Annotated in this window: 20 protein-coding genes; 14 read left to right on the forward strand and 6 right to left on the reverse strand. The window is 60.5% G+C overall.

Annotation, left to right across the window (positions count from 1 at the left end; translation table 11 throughout):
• Positions 1-112: 112 nt before the first annotated feature.
• A complete protein-coding gene (locus VDP79_RS06740; RefSeq protein WP_323017445.1) occupies positions 113-1,234 on the forward strand; it encodes a branched-chain amino acid ABC transporter substrate-binding protein in 1,122 nt (373 codons plus the stop codon).
• 66 nt (positions 1,235-1,300) lie between these two features.
• Here VDP79_RS06740 and VDP79_RS06745 read toward each other — a convergent pair whose 3' ends face one another.
• Genes VDP79_RS06745 through ugpB form a run of 4 tightly spaced genes read right to left on the reverse strand, consistent with a single transcriptional unit; the run spans position 1,301 to position 5,447 of the window.
• The gene (locus VDP79_RS06745) at positions 1,301-2,380 is read right to left on the reverse strand and encodes a sn-glycerol-3-phosphate import ATP-binding protein UgpC (protein ID WP_323017446.1); all 1,080 of its coding nucleotides are present in this window, start codon (positions 2,378-2,380) and stop codon (positions 1,301-1,303) included.
• A 13-nt stretch (positions 2,381-2,393) separates the two neighbouring features.
• A complete protein-coding gene (gene ugpE, locus VDP79_RS06750) occupies positions 2,394-3,236 on the reverse strand; it encodes a sn-glycerol-3-phosphate ABC transporter permease UgpE (RefSeq protein WP_323017447.1) in 843 nt (280 codons plus the stop codon).
• A gap of 15 nt (positions 3,237-3,251) precedes the next feature.
• Entirely contained in the window at positions 3,252-4,133 is an 882-nt protein-coding gene (gene ugpA, locus VDP79_RS06755; protein WP_323017448.1) for a sn-glycerol-3-phosphate ABC transporter permease UgpA, read from the reverse strand.
• 3 nt (positions 4,134-4,136) lie between these two features.
• Positions 4,137-5,447 (reverse strand): sn-glycerol-3-phosphate ABC transporter substrate-binding protein UgpB, encoded by a 1,311-nt coding sequence (gene ugpB / locus VDP79_RS06760; protein ID WP_323017449.1) that lies wholly within the window; start codon positions 5,445-5,447, stop codon positions 4,137-4,139.
• Between the two features lie 249 nt (positions 5,448-5,696).
• Here ugpB and proC point away from each other — a divergent pair, with 249 nt between their 5' ends.
• The 6 genes from proC (at position 5,697) to VDP79_RS06790 (ending at position 11,582) form a co-directional block, all read left to right on the forward strand.
• The gene (gene proC / locus VDP79_RS06765) at positions 5,697-6,530 is read left to right on the forward strand and encodes a pyrroline-5-carboxylate reductase (RefSeq protein WP_323017450.1); all 834 of its coding nucleotides are present in this window, start codon (positions 5,697-5,699) and stop codon (positions 6,528-6,530) included.
• 225 nt (positions 6,531-6,755) lie between these two features.
• Positions 6,756-7,874 carry a high-affinity branched-chain amino acid ABC transporter substrate-binding protein gene (locus tag VDP79_RS06770; RefSeq protein WP_323017451.1) on the forward strand — a complete coding sequence of 373 codons (1,119 nt, stop codon included), beginning with the start codon at positions 6,756-6,758 and terminating at the stop codon, positions 7,872-7,874.
• 87 nt (positions 7,875-7,961) lie between these two features.
• On the forward strand, positions 7,962-8,891 hold the full coding sequence (livH, locus tag VDP79_RS06775; protein ID WP_323017452.1) for a high-affinity branched-chain amino acid ABC transporter permease LivH: 930 nt from the start codon (positions 7,962-7,964) through the stop codon (positions 8,889-8,891).
• Complete coding sequence (locus VDP79_RS06780; protein WP_323017453.1) at positions 8,891-10,117, forward strand: high-affinity branched-chain amino acid ABC transporter permease LivM; 1,227 nt, start codon at positions 8,891-8,893, stop codon at positions 10,115-10,117. Before livH ends, VDP79_RS06780 begins: the two co-directional genes overlap by 1 nt.
• Positions 10,114-10,878 carry a high-affinity branched-chain amino acid ABC transporter ATP-binding protein LivG gene (gene livG / locus VDP79_RS06785; protein ID WP_323017454.1) on the forward strand — a complete coding sequence of 255 codons (765 nt, stop codon included), beginning with the start codon at positions 10,114-10,116 and terminating at the stop codon, positions 10,876-10,878. The genes VDP79_RS06780 and livG overlap by 4 nt, the downstream gene beginning before the upstream one ends.
• A gap of 2 nt (positions 10,879-10,880) precedes the next feature.
• The gene (locus VDP79_RS06790) at positions 10,881-11,582 is read left to right on the forward strand and encodes an ABC transporter ATP-binding protein (RefSeq protein ID WP_323017455.1); all 702 of its coding nucleotides are present in this window, start codon (positions 10,881-10,883) and stop codon (positions 11,580-11,582) included.
• Between the two features lie 159 nt (positions 11,583-11,741).
• Here the strand turns inward: VDP79_RS06790 and VDP79_RS06795 are convergent, their stop codons facing one another.
• A complete protein-coding gene (locus VDP79_RS06795; protein WP_323017456.1) occupies positions 11,742-12,353 on the reverse strand; it encodes a glutathione S-transferase family protein in 612 nt (203 codons plus the stop codon).
• 106 nt (positions 12,354-12,459) lie between these two features.
• On the opposite strand from VDP79_RS06795, the gene VDP79_RS06800 reads away from it, so the two are divergent.
• Genes VDP79_RS06800 through VDP79_RS06825 form a run of 6 tightly spaced genes read left to right on the forward strand, consistent with a single transcriptional unit; the run spans position 12,460 to position 17,575 of the window.
• Entirely contained in the window at positions 12,460-13,434 is a 975-nt protein-coding gene (locus VDP79_RS06800; RefSeq protein WP_323017457.1) for a D-2-hydroxyacid dehydrogenase, read from the forward strand.
• Complete coding sequence (locus VDP79_RS06805; protein ID WP_323017458.1) at positions 13,427-14,500, forward strand: type I glyceraldehyde-3-phosphate dehydrogenase; 1,074 nt, start codon at positions 13,427-13,429, stop codon at positions 14,498-14,500. Before VDP79_RS06800 ends, VDP79_RS06805 begins: the two co-directional genes overlap by 8 nt.
• A gap of 42 nt (positions 14,501-14,542) precedes the next feature.
• Complete coding sequence (gene fumC / locus VDP79_RS06810) at positions 14,543-15,946, forward strand: class II fumarate hydratase (RefSeq protein WP_323017459.1); 1,404 nt, start codon at positions 14,543-14,545, stop codon at positions 15,944-15,946.
• A 3-nt stretch (positions 15,947-15,949) separates the two neighbouring features.
• Positions 15,950-16,339, forward strand: a complete 390-nt coding sequence (locus VDP79_RS06815; RefSeq protein ID WP_323017460.1) for a DUF488 domain-containing protein — start codon at positions 15,950-15,952, stop codon at positions 16,337-16,339.
• A gap of 49 nt (positions 16,340-16,388) precedes the next feature.
• The gene (locus VDP79_RS06820) at positions 16,389-16,718 is read left to right on the forward strand and encodes an NfeD family protein (protein WP_323017461.1); all 330 of its coding nucleotides are present in this window, start codon (positions 16,389-16,391) and stop codon (positions 16,716-16,718) included.
• Positions 16,718-17,575 carry a slipin family protein gene (locus tag VDP79_RS06825; RefSeq protein WP_323017593.1) on the forward strand — a complete coding sequence of 286 codons (858 nt, stop codon included), beginning with the start codon at positions 16,718-16,720 and terminating at the stop codon, positions 17,573-17,575. The genes VDP79_RS06820 and VDP79_RS06825 overlap by 1 nt, the downstream gene beginning before the upstream one ends.
• Here VDP79_RS06825 and VDP79_RS06830 read toward each other — a convergent pair.
• Positions 17,460-17,933 (reverse strand): redoxin domain-containing protein, encoded by a 474-nt coding sequence (locus VDP79_RS06830; RefSeq protein WP_323017462.1) that lies wholly within the window; start codon positions 17,931-17,933, stop codon positions 17,460-17,462. The two genes, VDP79_RS06825 and VDP79_RS06830, sit on opposite strands and share 116 nt — an antisense overlap.
• A gap of 235 nt (positions 17,934-18,168) precedes the next feature.
• Between VDP79_RS06830 and VDP79_RS06835 the strand changes: the two genes are divergently transcribed.
• On the forward strand, positions 18,169-18,495 hold the full coding sequence (locus VDP79_RS06835) for a c-type cytochrome (RefSeq protein WP_416233065.1): 327 nt from the start codon (positions 18,169-18,171) through the stop codon (positions 18,493-18,495).
• Positions 18,496-18,571: the final 76 nt, after the last annotated feature.

An 18,571-nucleotide genomic window follows, 5' to 3' on the forward strand; every position in this document is an offset into this window, starting at 1 on the left:
TGCGTGCAGATGCCCCAGTCTGCACCTGGGTGTCGGGAAAACCCCCGTATGTGGCATGATCCGCCCTGCGGGGGTTTCGTGTATTCTTTCTGGGTCTTTCAAAGGAGGTTGTATGAACATTCGCTTAACGCCGATGGTTGCCGCTTTGGGGCTCGCCACCGGCTTGATGATGTCTTCCGCGGCGAGCGCTGACACGATCAAGATCGCCATTGCGGGGCCTTACACCGGGGCACTGACGCAATACGGCGATATGGTCAAAGAAGGCGTGGACACGGCGATCGAAACCATCAACGCCAATGGCGGCGTGCTGGGCAAGAAACTCGAAGCCGTGGTCATGGATGATGCCTGCGAACCCAAACAGGGTCCGGTCGTCGCCAACCGCGTCGTCAATGAAAAGATCCACTATGTGGTCGGGCACGTATGCTCGGGCGCCACGATTGCCGCAGCTCCCGTCTACAACAATGAAGGCGTGGTGATGGTGTCTCCCTCCGCGACGTCTCCCGCTGTGACCGACGGCAAGAATTACGACATGATCTTCCGCACCATCGGCCGCGATGACCAGCAAGGTCCCGCCGCTGCCGAGTTCATCGTGCAAAAGATCAAACCCAAGGCGGTCGCCGTGCTGCACGACAAACAGTCGTACGGCCAGGGCATCGCTACTGCCGTGAAGGCCGACCTGGAAAAAGCCGGGGTCAAGGTCGTTCTGTTCGAGGGCATCAACGCCGGTGACAGCGATTATTCCGCCGTCATCACCAAGCTGAAATCCTCGGGGGTCGACTTCGTCTACTACGGCGGCTACCACCCCGAAATGGGTTTGTTGCTGCGCCAGGGCGCTGAACAGGGCCTGCAGGCCAAATTCATGGGCCCGGAAGGCGTCGGCAATCCCGACATCAACGCCATCGCCGGTCCGTCCGTCGAAGGCATGCTGGTGACCCTCCCGGCCGACTTCACGACCGATCCCGCCAATGCTTCCGTGGTCAAAGCCTTCAAGGACAAGGGCCGCAATGCAGGCGGCGCGTTCCAGCTGACCGCTTATTCCGCTCTGGAAGCCATTGCCGCCGGTATCAATGGCGTGGGCAAGGACGACCCAACCAAGGTCGCCGCCTGGCTGCATGCCAATTCGGTCAAGACCCCGATCGGCAATATCGCCTGGAACAAGCAGGGCGACCTGAAGTCCTTCAAGTTCGACGTCTTCACCTGGCATGCTGACGGTTCAAAAACCGTCTTCAAATAAGCTGATGTGACGGCATGAAAACGGGATCCCGATTGGGATCCCGTTTTTTATCCAGCTATCGATCTTCTAGCTATCGATGCGCCGGCCGGTGTCCGTATTGAACCAATGGGCTTGGTGCTGGCCGTCAGGCCCCAGGGTGATGGCATCCCCATGAACCAGCGGGCGGTCCTTGGTTTCCGCGACCGTGCAGCGCACGATCAGGGCTTGATCCCCCCAGCGGGCATGAATCAATTGTTCAGACCCTAAAACCTCGACTGTTTCAACTTGCGCCTGCAGGCCGGGGGTATTCAGACGCAGATGTTCCGGGCGCAAACCCATGGTCAGCCGGGATGATCCGGCCGCGGATGCGGGAGTCTGGACGGGCAGGGCGGCGCCATCGGGTCCCAGCGCGCGGCCCTGGGCGTCGATATCCACCTGCAGCAGGTTCATGGGCGGCGAACCGATAAAGCTGGCAACAAAGGTGGTCGCCGGGCGTTCGAATACTTGCGCAGGGGTGCCGATCTGTTCCGGGATGCCCTGATTCATGACGATCATGCGGTGCGCCAACGTCATGGCCTCGACCTGATCGTGAGTGACGTACAGGCTGGTGGTTTTCAAGCGCTGATGCAGTTTCTGGATTTCCAGGCGCATTTGCACGCGCAGTTTGGCATCCAGGTTCGACAGGGGTTCGTCAAACAGGAAGACGGAGGGTTCGCGCACGATGGCGCGGCCCATGGCCACGCGCTGGCGTTGACCGCCCGACAGCTGGCGCGGCCGGCGGTCCAGCAGATGATCCAGTTCCAGGATGCGCGCGGCGTCCTCGACCCGGCGGCGGATCTCGGCCTTGTCCATGCGGCGGATTTTCAGGCCATAGGCCATGTTGTCAAACACGCTCATGTGCGGATAGAGCGCGTAGTTCTGGAACACCATTGCAATATTGCGCTCGGCGGGTTCCAGCGTATTGACGACCTGATCGTTGATGACGATATCCCCGTCGGTGATGGATTCCAGCCCCGCGACCATACGCATCAGCGTGGATTTTCCGCAGCCAGACGGACCGACGATGACGACGAATTCCCCATCCTGGATATCCATGTCGATGCCGTGGATGACGGCGACGCCGCCGGGATAGGTCTTGCGCACATTGCGAAAGCTCAAGGTTGCCATGTAAACATTTATCCTATTTTTCTGTATCGACCAGGCCCTTGACGAACCATTTCTGCATCAGGATGACGACGGCGGCTGGCGGAATCATGGCCAGCAGGGCGGTCGCCATCACCAGATTCCATTCCGTCACGCTGTCGCCGCCGGCGATCATGCGGCGGATGCCGACGACGACCGGGTACATGTTTTCCTGGGTGGTGATGATCAGCGGCCACAGGTATTGGTTCCAGCCGTAGATGAACTGGATGACGAACAGCGCAGCGATGCTGGTGCGCGACAAGGGGAACAGAATGTCCTTGAAGAATCGCATCGGTCCGGCGCCGTCGATGCGGGCGGCTTCGACCAGCTCATCAGGCACGGTCAGAAAAAACTGCCGGAACAGAAACGTCGCGGTGGCTGAGGCAATCAGCGGCAGCGTCAGGCCGGCATAGCTGTTGAGCATGCCCAGGTCGGCCACCACCGCATAGGTGGGGGCGATGCGGACTTCCACAGGCAGCATCAGGGTGACGAAGATCATCCAGAAGCACAGCATGCGCAGCGGGAAACGGAAATACACCACGGCAAAGGCCGACAGCATGGAAATCACGATTTTCCCGACGGCGATCGCCAGCGCCATGAAGGTGCTGATCCACAGCATCCGGCCCACCGGCGGCGTATTGACGGCGCTGCCGGTCAGCACGGTCCAGTAATTGCTGAGGAAATGTCCGCCGGGTATCAGCGACATCGGGGCCTGAGCGACCTCCTGGGCGGTCTGGGTCGAGGCCACAAAGGCCACGTACAGCGGGAAGGCGATCACGATCACGCCCAGAATCAGCACGGCGTGAGAAATCAGATCCAGCAGGGGACGACGTTCAACCATGATCATTCGTCCTTATTAATAATTGACCTTGCGGTCCACGTAACGGAACTGGATGGCGGTCAGGGCGATCACGATCAGCATCAGAATCACCGACTGGGCGGCTGAGGAGCCCAGATCCAGGCCCTTGAAGCCGGCGTTGTAGACCTTGTAGACCAGGATGTCGGTGGCGCGGCCCGGACCGCCCTGAGTCACCACGTCAATCACGGCAAACGTGTCAAAGAAGGCATAGATGAAATTGATCACCAGCAGGAAAAAGCTGGTGGGCGACAGCAGGGGAAACACGATGGACCAGAATCGGCGCACCGGCCCGGCGCCGTCGATAGCGGCAGCCTCGATCAAGGATCGGGGAATGGACTGCAGCCCGGCCAGGAAAAACAGGAAGTTATACGACACCTGTTTCCAGACCGAGGCAAAGACAATCAAGGCCATGGCATCCTCGCCATCCAGGCGGGGATTCCAGGCCCAGCCCATCTGCACCATGGCCACAGCCAGGATGCCGACGGACGGGGAAAACAGAAACAGCCACAAGACGCCTGCCACGGCTGCAGCCACGGCATACGGCCAGATCAGCAGGGTCTTGTAGATCGCGGCGCCTCGTACGACCCGATCCGCCATCACGGCCAGCAGCAGTGAAATGGCCAGACCGCCGATAGCCACCAAGGCGGAAAACCAGGCCGTCGTGCGAAACGAGGCCAAGTATTCCGAATTGGAGAACAGGTCGGCGAAATTGGCCAGCCCCACGAATTGCGAGGACAGGCCAAAGGGGTCTTCCAAGCGGAACGACTGCCACATGGCCTGCCCGGCCGGCCAAAAGAAAAAGATCAAGGTGATGGCCAGCTGAGGAGCCAACAACAGCCAGGGCAGGGTCCGATGGCGGAAGACGACGCGTTTTTCCATTGCTTACTTGACGCTCTTTTCAAAGCGCTCGAGCAGGGCATTGCCTTCGGTGGTCATTTTCTTCAGACCGGCATCCGGCGCAACCTTGCCGGCGAAGATCTGTTCCATGGTGGCGTCTTCGATGTCGCGGATCTGCGGCAGATAACCCAACCGGATCCCGCGCGAATTGGCCGTGGTGTCTGCATTGAGCTGCTGAACGGCGACTTCCGTACCCGGGTTCTTGTCGTAGAAGCCGGATTGCTTCGTCAGTTCATAGCCGGCCTTGGTCACAGGCACGTAGCCGGTGCCCTGGTGCCAGGCGGCAGCCTGTTCCGGGCTGGCCAGGTATTTGAAGAACTTGATCACGCCTTTATAGGTGGCGTCGGACTTGCCCGCGAATACCCACAGCGAGGCCCCGCCGATGATGGAGTTCTGCGGCGCGCCCTTGACGTCCGGGTAATAGGGCAGGGTGGACGTCCCGAAAGCGAACTGGCCGTTTTTGATGACAGAGGCCCGCATGCCGCTGGAACCCGTGTACATGCCGCATTTGCCGGATGTAAACAGGGCATTGCCGGCATCGCCTCGGCCGCCGTAGGTGAATTCACCGGCCTTGGCCATATCGGACAGGAAGGTTAGGTGTTTCTGGAACAGCGGCGTATCAAGCATCAGCCGGGCGCCCAGGCCGCCGAAGCCGTTATCCAGCGAGGCGAAGGGAGTGTTGTGCCAGGCGGCGAAGTTTTCCAATAGGACCCAGGAAGGCCAGGCGCTGGAATAGCCGCATTCCATGCCGGCGGCCCGCAGTTTTTTGGCTGCATCGGCGACTTCAGGCCAGGTCTTGGGCGGCGCATCGGGATTCAGCCCGGCCTTCTTGAAGGCGTCTTTGTTGTAGTACAGCACCGGGGTCGAGCTATTGAAGGGCATGGACACCAGTTTGCCGTCCGGCGACGAGTAATAGCCGGCAACGGCGCCCAGGAAGTCCTTGGGATTGATCGGGTCGCCGACCGTTTCGGACAGTTCCTGTACGGGTTTGACAGCACCCTTGGCGTACATCATGGTGGCGGTGCCGACCTCGAAGACCTGCAGAATGTCGGGGGCATTGCCTGCCCGGAATGCGGCAATGCCGGCATTCATGGATTCGCCGTAAGCGCCTTTATAGACAGCATGGACGACGTAGTCGGATTGGCTGGCGTTGAACGCCTTGGCGATCGAGTCCACGCGTTCGCCAAGCGGGCCTTCCATGGAATGCCAGAAGGTAATGTCGGTGGCTGCCTGGGCGGCACCGGCGCTGGCTAGCAGGGCGGCCAGCACGGTCATGCGGGAAAGAGAAAGTGCCATCAGAATCTCCTGTGAATGCCTCCCCGACTGATGCCGAGGCGGCGGCGGGGGCATTGTAGGCAAGTATTGTGACCAGTTCATGTCGGCTTTGACAATCCCTGTTTGCCGCAATGGGCGCTCTTGAAGCGTCATTTTCCTTCGTCGGCAGGCGGCTTTTTAGCATAAATCACCCGGCGAAGGGCTGGCAGCTCCCCCTGCGGCGCAATCGGCGATTCTGTTTCCCCGGGCATGCTCGTACAATAGTTCGCTATGGAAAAAGGACTCTCTCTTGCACTGATCGGCGGCGGCAATATGGCCAACGCCCTGGCCAGCGGCCTGATCGGGCGGCGCTGCGCTGCCGCCGATATCCACGTCATCGACCCGGGCGACGACACTCGCGCCCGCTGGGATGCGCTGGGCACGAGCACAGCGCCGGCGCCTGGCGCCCAGTTGTCGGACTGCCGCGTCTGGTTCTTTGCCGTCAAGCCGCAGATCATGACGCAAGTCGTCCGGCAATGCCGGCCCTGGCTGCGCCCCGGTACCTTGGTCATCAGTATTGCGGCCGGCATCCCGGGATCTGCGATCGCCCGCTGGTTGGGGGATGAAGACGCCCCCTATACCCGGGTGGTGCGCTGCATGCCCAATACGCCGGCGCTGATCGCCAGCGGCATGACCGGCATGGCGGCGCTGTCCGGCGTCGACGCCCAGGATCACGCCCTGGCGGAAGAACTGCTGCGGGCGGTGGGCGACATACTGTGGGTGGCGGATGACGCCGCCATCGACGCCGTGACTGCCGTATCAGGCAGCGGCCCCGCCTATGTCTTCCTGTTTCTCGAGGCCCTGATCGCTGCCGGCGTCGACCAGGGCCTGACGCCTGATCAGGCGCGGCAGTTGGCGCTGGCCACTTTTCATGGGGCGACGCAATTGGCGACGCTATCGCCGGATTCGCCCGCTGTGCTGCGGGAACGAGTGACCTCGAAAGGCGGTACGACCGCGGCAGCCTTGGCCGTCTTCCAGCAACGCGGCCAGACCGATATCCTGCGCGAGGCAGTTGCCGCGGCGGCTCGACGGGCGGGCGAACTGGCCCGCGAATTCGCAGACTGACCGGCTGCCCCGTGGCCCGCGAATGCATCAAAGGATTTGCGCCTGACCAAACAGGGCGTTGACACCTGCTCATCAGGGATTAACCGTAGTGACACTGCCGGGCCAAGTCGTCAGAATACGCGTGCCGCTCAGGGCGGAAGCAAAAACCAAGGCTTGACGCCCCTGGCTTAAGTGCCGCATCCAGCATTACTGCAGCCAGTGGCGCCTCTACCGGAGACATACCTAATGAAGTTCACGTTGCGCATCACTCCCGTCATTCTGGCATTTGGCGCTCTGTCGCTGGCTGCCGGCGCTCACGCCGACACGCTGAAGATCGGTATCCCTCAGCCGATGACCGGCCCCAACACCCAATACGGCGATCAGATCCAGGCAGGCGCCTTGACCGCCATCGATGCGCTCAATGCCGCAGGCGGCATCAAGGGCATGAAAATCGAACCGCTGCTGATCGACGACGGCTGCGAACCCAAACAGGCCGTGCCGGCCGCCAACCGCGTCGTGAACTCCGGGGCGAAATTCGCCGTGGCGCACGCCTGCTCCGGCACCACCGTGCCGGCCGTCAACGTCTATGAACAGGAAGGCATCGTCGCCATCACCCCGGGCGCTACGTCGCCCCTGGTCACGGATACGATCAAGCCGCACTTCTTCTTCCGTACCATCGGCCGCGATGACCAGCAAGGTCCCTTTGCCGCCGCCTACATCGCCAAGCAGCTCAAGCCCAAGAAAATCGCCATCCTGCACGACAAGCAGACCTATGGTTCGGGCGTGGCCACCCAAGTGCAAAAGGCGCTGGAAAAAGACGGCATCAACATCGCCATGTTCGAGGGCATCAACGTCGGTGACAGCGATTATTCCGCCGTCATCTCGAAACTCAAGGCCCTGGGTCCGGATCTGATCTATTTCGGCGGCTACCACCCCGAACTGGGCCTGCTGCTGCGCCAAGCTCGCGAACAAGGCCTGGACACCCAGTTCATGGGTCCCGAAGGCGTCGCCAACAAGGACCTGTCCGCCATTGCGGGCCCTGCCGTGGACAAGCTGCTGGTCACGCTGCCGGCTGACTTCACCAAGCGTCCGGGTAACGAACAGATCCTGGAAAACTTCAAGAAATACAATCGCAGCCCCGACGGCGCCTTTACCATGACGGCATACGCCGCCATGCAGGTGCTGGCCGACAGTATCAATGCGGTGGGCGCCGATCCGGCCAAAGTCGCTGACTACATGCATAGCCACAGCTTTGACACCGGCATCGGCAAGGTGGATTACGATGCCAAGGGCGACCTGAAGCATTTTGAATTTGCCGTCTTCCGCTGGGATGCCAACGGCGATATGACCCAGATCCAGCCCTAAGGGCTCGGCAGGCCCCGGCGTATGCCGGGGCTGTTTTCCCGACCAGGCCGACAGGCCCAGTCTTCATCCTGAAAGTCCCCCGCCACTATGTCCGACTTGCTTCCTCTATTGACGCAACAGCTGTTCAACGGCTTGTCGCTGGGCGCGATTTACGCGCTGATTGCAATTGGTTACACCATGGTCTACGGCATCATCGGCATGATCAATTTCGCTCACGGCGAAATCTACATGATCGGCGCCTATGTCGGCCTGGTGACCCTGTCCGCCATCGGCGTCAACAGCGGCCTGCCATTGCCTCTGATGATTCTGATCATGCTGATCATGGCAATCCTCGTGACCGCCGTCTACGGTTTTGCCGTTGAAAAAATCGCCTATGCTCCTTTGCGCAGCAGCCCTCGGCTGGTGCCTCTGATTTCCGCCATCGGGATGTCGATCTTCCTGCAGAACTGGGTCGCAACGGGGCAGGGCGCCCGCGACATGGCAGTGCCCGCCCTGATCAGCGGTTCCGTTGACTTCACCATCGGGCTCAGCGACTTCTCAGTGACGGCGCCGTACTCTCGCATCATGATCATCGTGGTGACGGTGCTGATGATGCTGGGGCTGACGCTCTTCATCAAATACTCACGGACGGGTCAGGCCTCGCGGGCATGTTCCCAGGATCTGCACATGGCCAATCTGCTGGGCATCGATACCAGCAAGATCATTTCTCTCACCTTCGTGATCGGTGCGATGCTGGCGGCCGTGGGTGGCGTGCTGATCGCCCTGGCCATCGGCAAACTCAATCCCTTCATCGGTTTCATTGCCGGCATCAAGGCCTTCACGGCTGCGGTGCTGGGCGGTATCGGCAGTATTCCCGGCGCCATGCTGGGCGGAATCCTGCTGGGTCTGGCTGAAACCTTTGCGGCCGCTTTTATTTCCTCGCAGTACAAGGACATTGTCGCCTTCCTGCTGCTCGTCTTCATCCTGATGTTCCGTCCGACGGGGCTGTTGGGTAAACCCGAGGTGGAAAAGGTCTGATGATGCAGAACTTTAAAAATTCCTTGATTGCCGCCATCATGGCGGGCGTCATCATTGCGCCCGTCTATGGCCTGCAAATCCTGCGCCGTGGCCAGGAAACCTATCTGCAGCCGGATTGGACGATGATCATCGGCGGCATGCTGTTGGTCTTTGTGATCCAGATGCTACGCCCCTTGATCAAAGGCCGTAAAACCGGCGCTGTACCGCGATTCACGCTGCCGGCGTTCTCTGACAAGACGCGCCACAAAGCGATCATGGTGCTGGTGCTGTTCGCCGTGGTCTGGCCCTTTTTCACCGGTCGCGCCCAGGTGGACATCGCCACGCTGGTCCTGATCTACGTGATGCTGGGGCTGGGCTTGAACATCGTGGTCGGCTTTGCCGGCTTGCTGGATCTGGGCTTCGTCGGCTTTTATGCGACCGGCGCCTATACCTATGCGCTGCTGTACCACTGGGCGGGGTGGGGCTTCTGGGAAGCCCTGCCATTTGCCGGGCTGGTATCGGCCTTGTTCGGCTTCATCCTGGGTTTTCCGGTGCTGCGCTTGCGCGGTGACTATCTGGCGATCGTCACGCTGGGGTTTGGGGAAATCATCCGGTTGATGCTCATCAATCTGTATTCCTTCACCGGCGGTCCCGACGGGATTTCCGGTATTCCGAAACCCTCTTTCTTCGGTTATCAGATGGTGCGCCGTTCCGTGGACGGGTCTCCGACCTTTCACGAGATGATGGGCTGGTCCTTCAACAGCCAGGACGTGGTGACGTATCTGTACCTGATGGCCCTGGTGCTGGTGCTGATCACGCTCTATGTCACCAGCCGGCTGATCCGCATGCCCATCGGGCGCGCCTGGGAAGCCCTGCGTGAAGACGAGATCGCCTGCCGGTCGCTGGGCCTGAATCCGCGCAACATCAAGCTGTCTGCCTTTACCCTGGGAGCCATGTTCGCAGGCTTTGGCGGGGCCTTCTTTGCCGCGCGCCAGGGACTGGTCAATCCGGAATCCTTTACCTTCATCGAATCGGCCCTGATCCTGGCCATCGTGGTGCTGGGCGGCATGGGGTCGCAGCTGGGGGTCATTCTGGCCGCCGTGCTGCTGACGGTCGTGCCTGAGCTCGCCCGCGAATTCGCCGAATATCGCATGCTGATCTTCGGCCTGGTGATGGTGGTCATGATGGTGTGGCGCCCGCAGGGCCTGCTGCCGGTGAAACGTCCGCAAGTGGAATTGGAATCATGAGTGAATCTCTGTTGCAGGTCAGCGGACTGACCATGCGCTTTGGCGGCCTGCTGGCTGTCGACGAAGTCGCATTCGACGTCCGGAAAAACGAAGTCTTTGCCATCATCGGCCCCAACGGCGCCGGCAAGACCACGGTGTTCAATTGCGTGGGCGGGTTCTACAAGCCCACCACCGGGTCCATCACGATGGATGGCAAGCCCATCACCGGCTTGCCCAGTCACAAGGTCGCCCGTCATGGATTGGTGCGTACGTTCCAGAACGTGCGCCTGTTCAAGAACCTGACGGTGTTGGAAAACCTGTTGGTGGCTCAGCACACCCTGATGCAAACCGGGCTGTTGCATGGCTTGCTGAAGCTGCCTTCGTTCAGGCATTCGGAAGACGATGCCAAAAAGCGCGCGGTGCAGTGGCTGGATTTCATGGACATCCGCCAATATGCCAACCGCGAGGCCGGCAATCTGGCCTACGGCCATCAACGCCGTCTGGAAATCGCCCGCTGCATGATCACCCAGCCGCGTTTGCTGATGCTGGATGAACCGGCCGCCGGCCTGAACCCTCAGGAAAAACGCGACCTGTCGGCGCTGATTGACCAGTTGCGGCGTGAATACGGCGTGGCCGTGCTGCTGATCGAGCACGATATGAGCTTGATCATGGGGGTATCGGACCGTATTTTGGTCATGGAACACGGCAAGCCGATCACGACCGGCCTGCCCCAGGAGGTCCGCACGGATCCCCGCGTCATCAAAGCTTATCTAGGGGAATAACCGTGCTCAAACTGGAAAATGTCAGCACGTTCTATGGCGCCATCCAGGCCTTGAACGACGTCTCGGTCGAAGTCAATCAGGGCGAGATCGTCACCTTGATCGGCGCCAACGGCGCCGGCAAGACCACTCTGCTCATGACGGTCTGCGGCAACCCTCGGGCCCGCTCCGGGCGCATCAGCTTCCTGGGCGAAGACATCACGGAACAGCCCACCCATACCGTGATGCAACGCGGCATCGCGATTTCGCCGGAAGGCCGCCGCGTGTTTCCAGACCTGACGGTCGCAGAAAACCTGAACATGGGCGCTTTCTTTCTGGACAAGGCCCAGACCGAAGAAAGCATGGACCACATCTTCGGCCTGTTTCCGCGCCTGAAAGAGCGCGCTAATCAGCGGGCCGGTACGATGTCCGGGGGCGAACAGCAAATGCTGGCTATTGGCCGTGCATTGATGACGCGCCCGAAACTGCTGCTGCTGGATGAGCCCACGCTGGGTCTGGCGCCGCTGATCATTGCGCAGATCTTCGATATCATCCGCACAATTCGGGAAGAGGGCGTTACCGTGTTTCTGGTCGAGCAGAACGCCAACAAGGCGCTGCAGGTGGCGGATCGGGGCTACGTGCTGGAAACCGGCAAGGTCGTGCTGGCCGATACCGGTGCAAACCTGCTCAGCAACGACGAGGTCCGCAAGGCGTATCTGGGGGCCTGATTGCGGCTGGTGAGATAGAAAATTGCCCGGCCTAGCCGGGCAATTTTTTGCTTGACCTGTATACAAGACACATCATGCGGGAGGTCGTCCCACCTCGCGGCCTGCAGGCTGCTCTGATTGATCTGTATACAACACCAGCCCGCAGGGACTGATGTGATATCAGATCAATCCCTGCGCTTTCATGGCCGCCAGAATGCCGGCGTCGCCTTGCAGGCGTTTCTGGAAGCGACGCAGTTCTTCCATGCCGGGCAGGGCGACCTGTTTGGCATCGGCCCACATCAGCAGAACGAACAGATAGGGATCCGCTACGGACCGTTCGCCGGTCAGCCAGTCGCGGCCTTTCAGGCGGTCGTTGGCAATGGCGAACAGGCTCTTCAGCTTTTCGCTGGCCTTGGCGACCAGGACTTTGCCGGCAGCCTCGTCACCGCCACTGAAATAGGGGGCGCTGAACACCAGGTTGAACGTGCGATGGATGTCGGAATTGCAGAGGCTGAGCCAGCGGCGGGTTTCGGCGCGGGCGCGAGGCGTGTCGCCCAGCAGCTTGGCTTCGGGGTTCAGCTCGGCCAGGTAGTCCAGGATCGCGGCGCTTTGCGTCAGGACAAAATCGCCATCGACCAGCGTGGGTACGGCCCCTGCCGGGTTCAGCTTGAGATAGGCGGGTTCCTTGGTCTGTTCGCGGGTCAGGCGTTCCGTTTCGTAGGGTTTGCCTATCCATTCCAGCACGATATGCGTCACCAGCGGGCAGGCGCCCGGGAAGTAATAAAGTTTCATGTAGCTCTCGATAAGAGGTTCGGCTTTCCTCCTTGTTATACCACTGCGCGACTAGAGTAGACTAGGGTTTCCCTGAATGCTTCATGTTCACTGAAAGGCCCTGCTCATGGACCCCCTGCGTATCGTCTTCCTGGATCGAGACACTTTGCCCGCATCCATCGATATCCCTGCGCCTGGAATTCCGCATGAATGGGTAGCCCATGCGCGCACCGCTGCCAGCCAGGTGGCCGAACGTATCCGGGATGCCGATATTGTCGTGACCAACAAGGTCGTGCTGACATCCGCCATGCTGCAGCAGGCGCCGCGTTTGCGCATGATCGCGCTGGCGGCCACCGGCACAGACAACATTGACCTGGACGCCTGCAATCAGCGCCGCATCATCGTGTCCAATGTGCGGGATTATGCGGCGCATACGGTGCCAGAACACACGTTTTCCCTGATCTTGGCGCTGCGGCGCAATCTGCTGGCCTATCGGCAGTCGGTGGCCGATGGCCGATGGCACGACAGCGGCCAGTTCTGCTACTTTGATTTTCCCGTACATGATCTGTCCGGCACCACGCTGGGGATCATCGGGCGGGGCGCTTTGGGCGAGGCCGTGGCGGAAATCGCTCGCGCCTTTGGCATGCGGGTGCAGTTTGCCGCCCGGCGGGATGCCGGGGCGCCTGCGGATGACTACACGTCTTTCACACACTTTTTGCGCACCAGCGACGTCATCAGCCTGCATTGCCCCTTGAACGAGCAAACCAGGGGAATGATCGGAGCCGATGAATTCGCCTTGATGGAACGCCGGCCCTTGCTGATCAATACGGCTCGGGGCGGCCTGGTCGATGAGCACGCCTTGGAATACGCCTTGCAACGCGGCCAGATCAGTGGCGCCGGTTTCGATGTCGCCACCCAGGAACCTCCCGGCCCTCAGCACCCGATCATGCGCTTGCTGCGCTTTTCCAACTTCATCCTGACGCCGCACGTAGCCTGGGCCAGCGAGGAAGCCATCCGCGCCATGGCCAATCAGGTGCGCGACAACATCGAGGCCTTTTGCCGTGACACGCCACGCAATGTGGTGGCGGGTTTTCATGGATAACAACCGCAGCGTGGAAGAAATGTCTGTGCCTTTACGACTGGCTATCAACGGATATGGCCGCATCGGGCGTTGCGTCCTGCGAGCCTGCATGGAATCTGCCGCCCCCCACGCAATCCAGATTGTCGCCATCAACGAACCGGCTGACCTGGAGTCCATGGCCTATCTGACCCGCTTTGATTCTACCCACGGGGTGTTTCCAGGCGAAGTACAGGCGCTGGCTGACGGCCTGCGAGTCCATGGGCAGGACATTCAGGTATTTCATGAGCGGGAACCGTCCGCAGTGCCTTGGGCATCCCTTGATGTGGACCTGTTGCTGGAATGTTCCGGCACGTACGGCACACGCGAACAGCTGCAGGGTTTCCTGGATGCAGGTTGCCGGCGCTTGTTGGTCTCCAATCCCGGGCGCAGCGCCGCCGATGTCGATTGCACCATCGTTCACGGCATCAATGATGCTGATTTGCATGCCGATCAGCAGATCGTCTCGGCAGCATCCTGCACCACCAATGCCATTGTGCCGGTGCTCAGCCTGCTGGATCGCAGCCTGGGGGTGCAAAGCGCCTTTCTGACGACCTTGCATTCGGTGATGAACGACCAACCCATGATCGACGGTTATCATCATTCCGACCTGCGGCGCACCCGCTCGGCCATGCAATCCATCGTGCCGGTCACGACCGGGCTGGCTCAGGGCGTGGAGCGGCTGCTGCCTCAATTGGCCGGGCGCATCCAGGCCAAGGCCGTTCGCGTGCCGATCCTGAATGTGTCGGCGATCGATCTGACGGTCAATCTGTCGCAGACCACCTCCGTCGAGGCCCTGAATGCCTTGCTGACCGAGGCCGCCCAAGCGTGTCCAGGGCTGCTGGCCTGTACCCGGCAGCCGCATGCTTCCGTCGACTTCAATCATGACCCGCACTCCGCCATTCTGGACCTGGGACAGACGCGGGTGAACAATGGGCGCTTTGCCAATTTGCTGGTCTGGTTCGACAACGAATGGGGTTTCGCCAACCGGATGCTGGATATCGCCCGGGTCTGGGCAGGCCTGTTCAAGCCGGTGGCCCATCCGGGGTGACGCATTTTATTTTTTATCGATATGACACAGGAGTTTCACACCATGGCAGAAAGCCGCACCGAAACCGATTCCATGGGCGCCATCGAGGTCCCCGTAGCCCACTACTGGGGCGCTCAAACACAACGATCCATTCAGAATTTCCCGATCGGTGTGGATCGTTTCCGCTGGCAAGCGCCCATCATCCATGCCTTAGGCGTGCTGAAAAAGGCAGCTGCCCAAGCCAATGCTGAACTGGGTGAACTGCCGGCCGACATCGGCAATCTGGTGGTGCGTGCCGCCGATGAGGTCATCGAAGGCAAGTTGAATGCAGAATTCCCGCTGGTTGTTTTCCAGACCGGTTCGGGCACGCAGTCGAATATGAACGCCAACGAAGTGATCGCCAATCGCGCCATCGAACTGGCCGGCGGCGTCATCGGCAGCAAATCGCCCGTGCACCCCAACGATCACGTCAATCGCGGTCAATCGTCCAACGACACCTTCCCGACGGCCATGCACATTGCCGTGGCAACCGAATTAGCACAGCAGCTTTTCCCTGCTGTCGGCAAGCTGCGCGCCACGCTGGACACCAAGGCCAAAGCCTATCAGTCCATCGTCAAGACCGGCCGTACCCACTTGCAGGACGCGACGCCCATCACGCTGGGGCAGGAAATCAGCGCCTGGGTGGCGCAGCTGGATTTTGCTCTGGATGCCGTCCAGGCCGCTTTGCCGGGTATCTACGACCTGGCCATCGGCGGCACGGCAGTCGGCACCGGCCTGAATGCGCACCCGCGTTTTGGCGAACTGGCAGCCGCTCGTATCGCGGATATCACTGGCCTGCCTTTCCGCGGCGCCGACAATAAATTCTTTGCCTTGTCCGCTCACGACGCACTGGTCAATCTGTCGGCGGCCCTGCGCACGCTGGCTGGCGCCTTGATGAAGATCGCCAATGACGTGCGCTGGCTGGCCAGCGGCCCGCGCTGCGGCATCGGCGAACTGGTCATCCCCGAAAACGAACCCGGCTCTTCCATCATGCCGGGCAAGGTGAACCCGACCCAGTGCGAGGCCATGACCATGGTCTGCGTGCAGGTGTACGGCAATGACGCTGCCGTAGCCTTTGCCGGGTCCCAGGGTAATTTCCAGCTGAACGTCTATAAGCCCGTGATGGTGCACAACGTCCTGGAAAGCATCGAATTATTGGCTGATGCCTGCCTGTCCTTCGATGAGCACTGCGCCGGAGGGATCGAGCCCAACACGGCACGCATTGAAGAAAACCTGAACAAGAACCTGATGCTGGTGACGGCGCTGAACCGCCATATCGGCTACGACAAGGCGGCCGCCATCGCCAAAAAAGCCCACAAGGAACACAGCACGCTGCGCCAGGCCGCGCTGGCGCTGGGCTTCCTGACGGATGCGCAGTACGATGAATGGATCGTCCCTCTGGATATGACGCACCCCAGCAAAGGCTGAACCATGACCACCCCTGTGCAGATCAAACGCGTCTATGAAGCGCCTGCCGACAGCGACGGCCTGCGTGTCCTGGTAGACCGCTTGTGGCCCAGGGGTTTGTCCAAGGCATCCTTCCAACACGATCTGTGGTGCAAGGACCTGGCCCCCAGCGCCGATCTGCGCAAATGGTTCGGGCACCAGGTAGAACGCTGGGCACAGTTTCGCCGCGACTACACGGCTGAATTGCAATCCGATGCTGCTCAGCGCCTGATGGACGATGTGCTGTCGTCCGCCCGGGGCCGTTCCGTGACGCTGCTGTATGGGGCGCGCGACACGGAACACAACCAGGCGGTGGTACTGGCGCAGGTGCTTCAGGACCGTGTCCGTCATCGCACGGGGAAAACATCGCCGTAAGACGTCGTGCGACGGGCATATCGCCCGCTGCGACAAGGCAGGAGAGGGAATGCTGCTGGTTTATTTCGGTGCGCAATCGGTCTGGGCGCTGAGCCTGTTGGGCTTGGTGTTGCTGCTGGCGATCGTGATTGCGATTCAGGCCCACCGCAATCGGGCGCAGGGCGGCAATGAAGAATTGCCCGGCATGCTGGGCGAAGTCACCGATCCGCCGGATGCGCACGGCCGAGGGCGGGCGCTGGTGCGCGGCGAAATCTGGCAAATACGCTGCAATACACCCCTGCATCAGGGGCAGACAATTCGGGTCACTCGGGCTCGCAGCCTGATACTGTGGGTGGAACCTGCCGATGACCACCATGATTCCCTAGGAGAATCCGCATGATGTTTCTGGATCTGGGCTCGGGCATGAGCCTGTTGGTGCTGATTTTTCTGTTGCTGGTATTGTTCAAGCTCTTTCATATCCTGCGCGAATACGAGCGGGCGGTGATCTTTACCCTGGGACGCTATACCGGCGCCAAGGGGCCGGGCCTGATCATCGTGATCCCGTTCCTGCAGCAGATTGTCCGCGTGGATATGCGTATCGTGACGCTGGACATCCCGCCTCAGGATGTCATTTCCCGCGACAACGTATCGGTGCAGGTCAATGCGGTGGTGTATTTCCGGGTCGTAGACCCCGGCAAGGCCATCATCCAGGTCGAGCATTTCCTGGAAGCCTCCAGCCAGTTGGCGCAGACCACGTTGCGGGCGGTGCTGGGCAAGCACGAGCTCGACGAGATGCTGACCGAACGCGAAAAGCTGAATCTGGACATACAGACGATTCTGGATGCCCAGACGGATGGCTGGGGCATCAAGGTCACCAATGTCGAAATCAAACATATCGACCTGAACGAAACCATGGTGCGAGCCATGGCCAGACAGGCGGAAGCGGAGCGCGACCGGCGCGCCAAGATCATCCACGCAGAAGGCGAACGCCAAGCCGCTCAGGCGCTGGCGGATGCAGCCAACACATTGGCCAAGGAACCCTCGGCCATGCAGCTGCGCTATCTGGAAACCCTGACCCAGGTTGCAGGGGATAAATCATCCACTCTGGTGTTTCCGGTGCCGATTGACCTGCTGGCCGGATTCATGGGGCAGTCGCGTCCGACTCCGCCAGCAGTTGACCGATCACCGCGCCCACCCGCAGGTCATCCAGCTGACCAAAGTGATGCAGGCGAATCCGACCCCGCTCGTCCAGAATGAACAGGGTAGGGGTGCCTTGCATGCGCCAGGCCTGCATGGTCAGGGGGATGGGGTTGCCCTTAGGGTCTGGGCGGTCGATGCCGATCGGAAAATGAATGCGATATTCGTGCAGAAAAGCTCTTAGGGCGATCTCACCCATGGCGGCGTGGTGCTCGAAGACCGTGTGCAGGCCGATGACCTGCACACGACCAGGCGGAAAAGCCTGATGGATGGATTTGGCCTGGGGAATGCCGTGCGACACGCAGCCCGGACACAGCATCTGGAAGGCGTGTACGACGACAACCGATCCCCGCAAATCCGCCAATGACAGCGGGGTATCGGTATTCAACCAGCTGGCTACATCCCATTCAGGAGCCATGTCGCCCGAGATCATCACCGTTTTCTCCGGAGAGTATTTGCTTCCATCATAGGCTGCCCACCTAGTCAAGGGAAGACCTACAATTTATAGTAGTATTTTCGGGTTTTACCCCAAGCCATGGTGTAATCAGAGGCTGGCCCCCAAAGGGCTTGCCTGTCAGCGGCGGCTGGCCTATCCTAGCTGCCGTCTGCAAATTGACATCCTTTTCTGCGTACTGGAGACCTCGCTCATGAAACTGTCTGCACTGGCTTTGTGCGTTCCCTTGTTGGCCCTGGGCCAGACTGCCCTGGCAGCGCCCGATTATGCTCAAGTCAAGGACATCTTGACGAAAAACGCCTGTCTGGCCTGCCACGCCGTTGATAAAAAAGTCATCGGCCCCAGCTACCAGGAAGTCGCAACCAAACACAAAGGTCAAGCGGATGCCGCCGCCATCCTGACCAAGAGCATCAAGGGCGGCAGCAGCGGCAATTACGGCCCGATCCCGATGCCGCCCAATGCCGGCATTTCGGATGCCGACGTGAAGACGGTAGTGGAATGGCTGGTGGCTGGCGCCGCCAACTGATCGCTGTTGTCTGTCGAACCCTGCGTGCAGCCACAGGCTGCCGCAGGGTTTTTGCTTGAATCCCTGAATCTCCCGG

The organism is Castellaniella sp. (assembly GCF_034675905.1).
GTDB lineage: Bacteria > Pseudomonadota > Gammaproteobacteria > Burkholderiales > Burkholderiaceae_B > Castellaniella.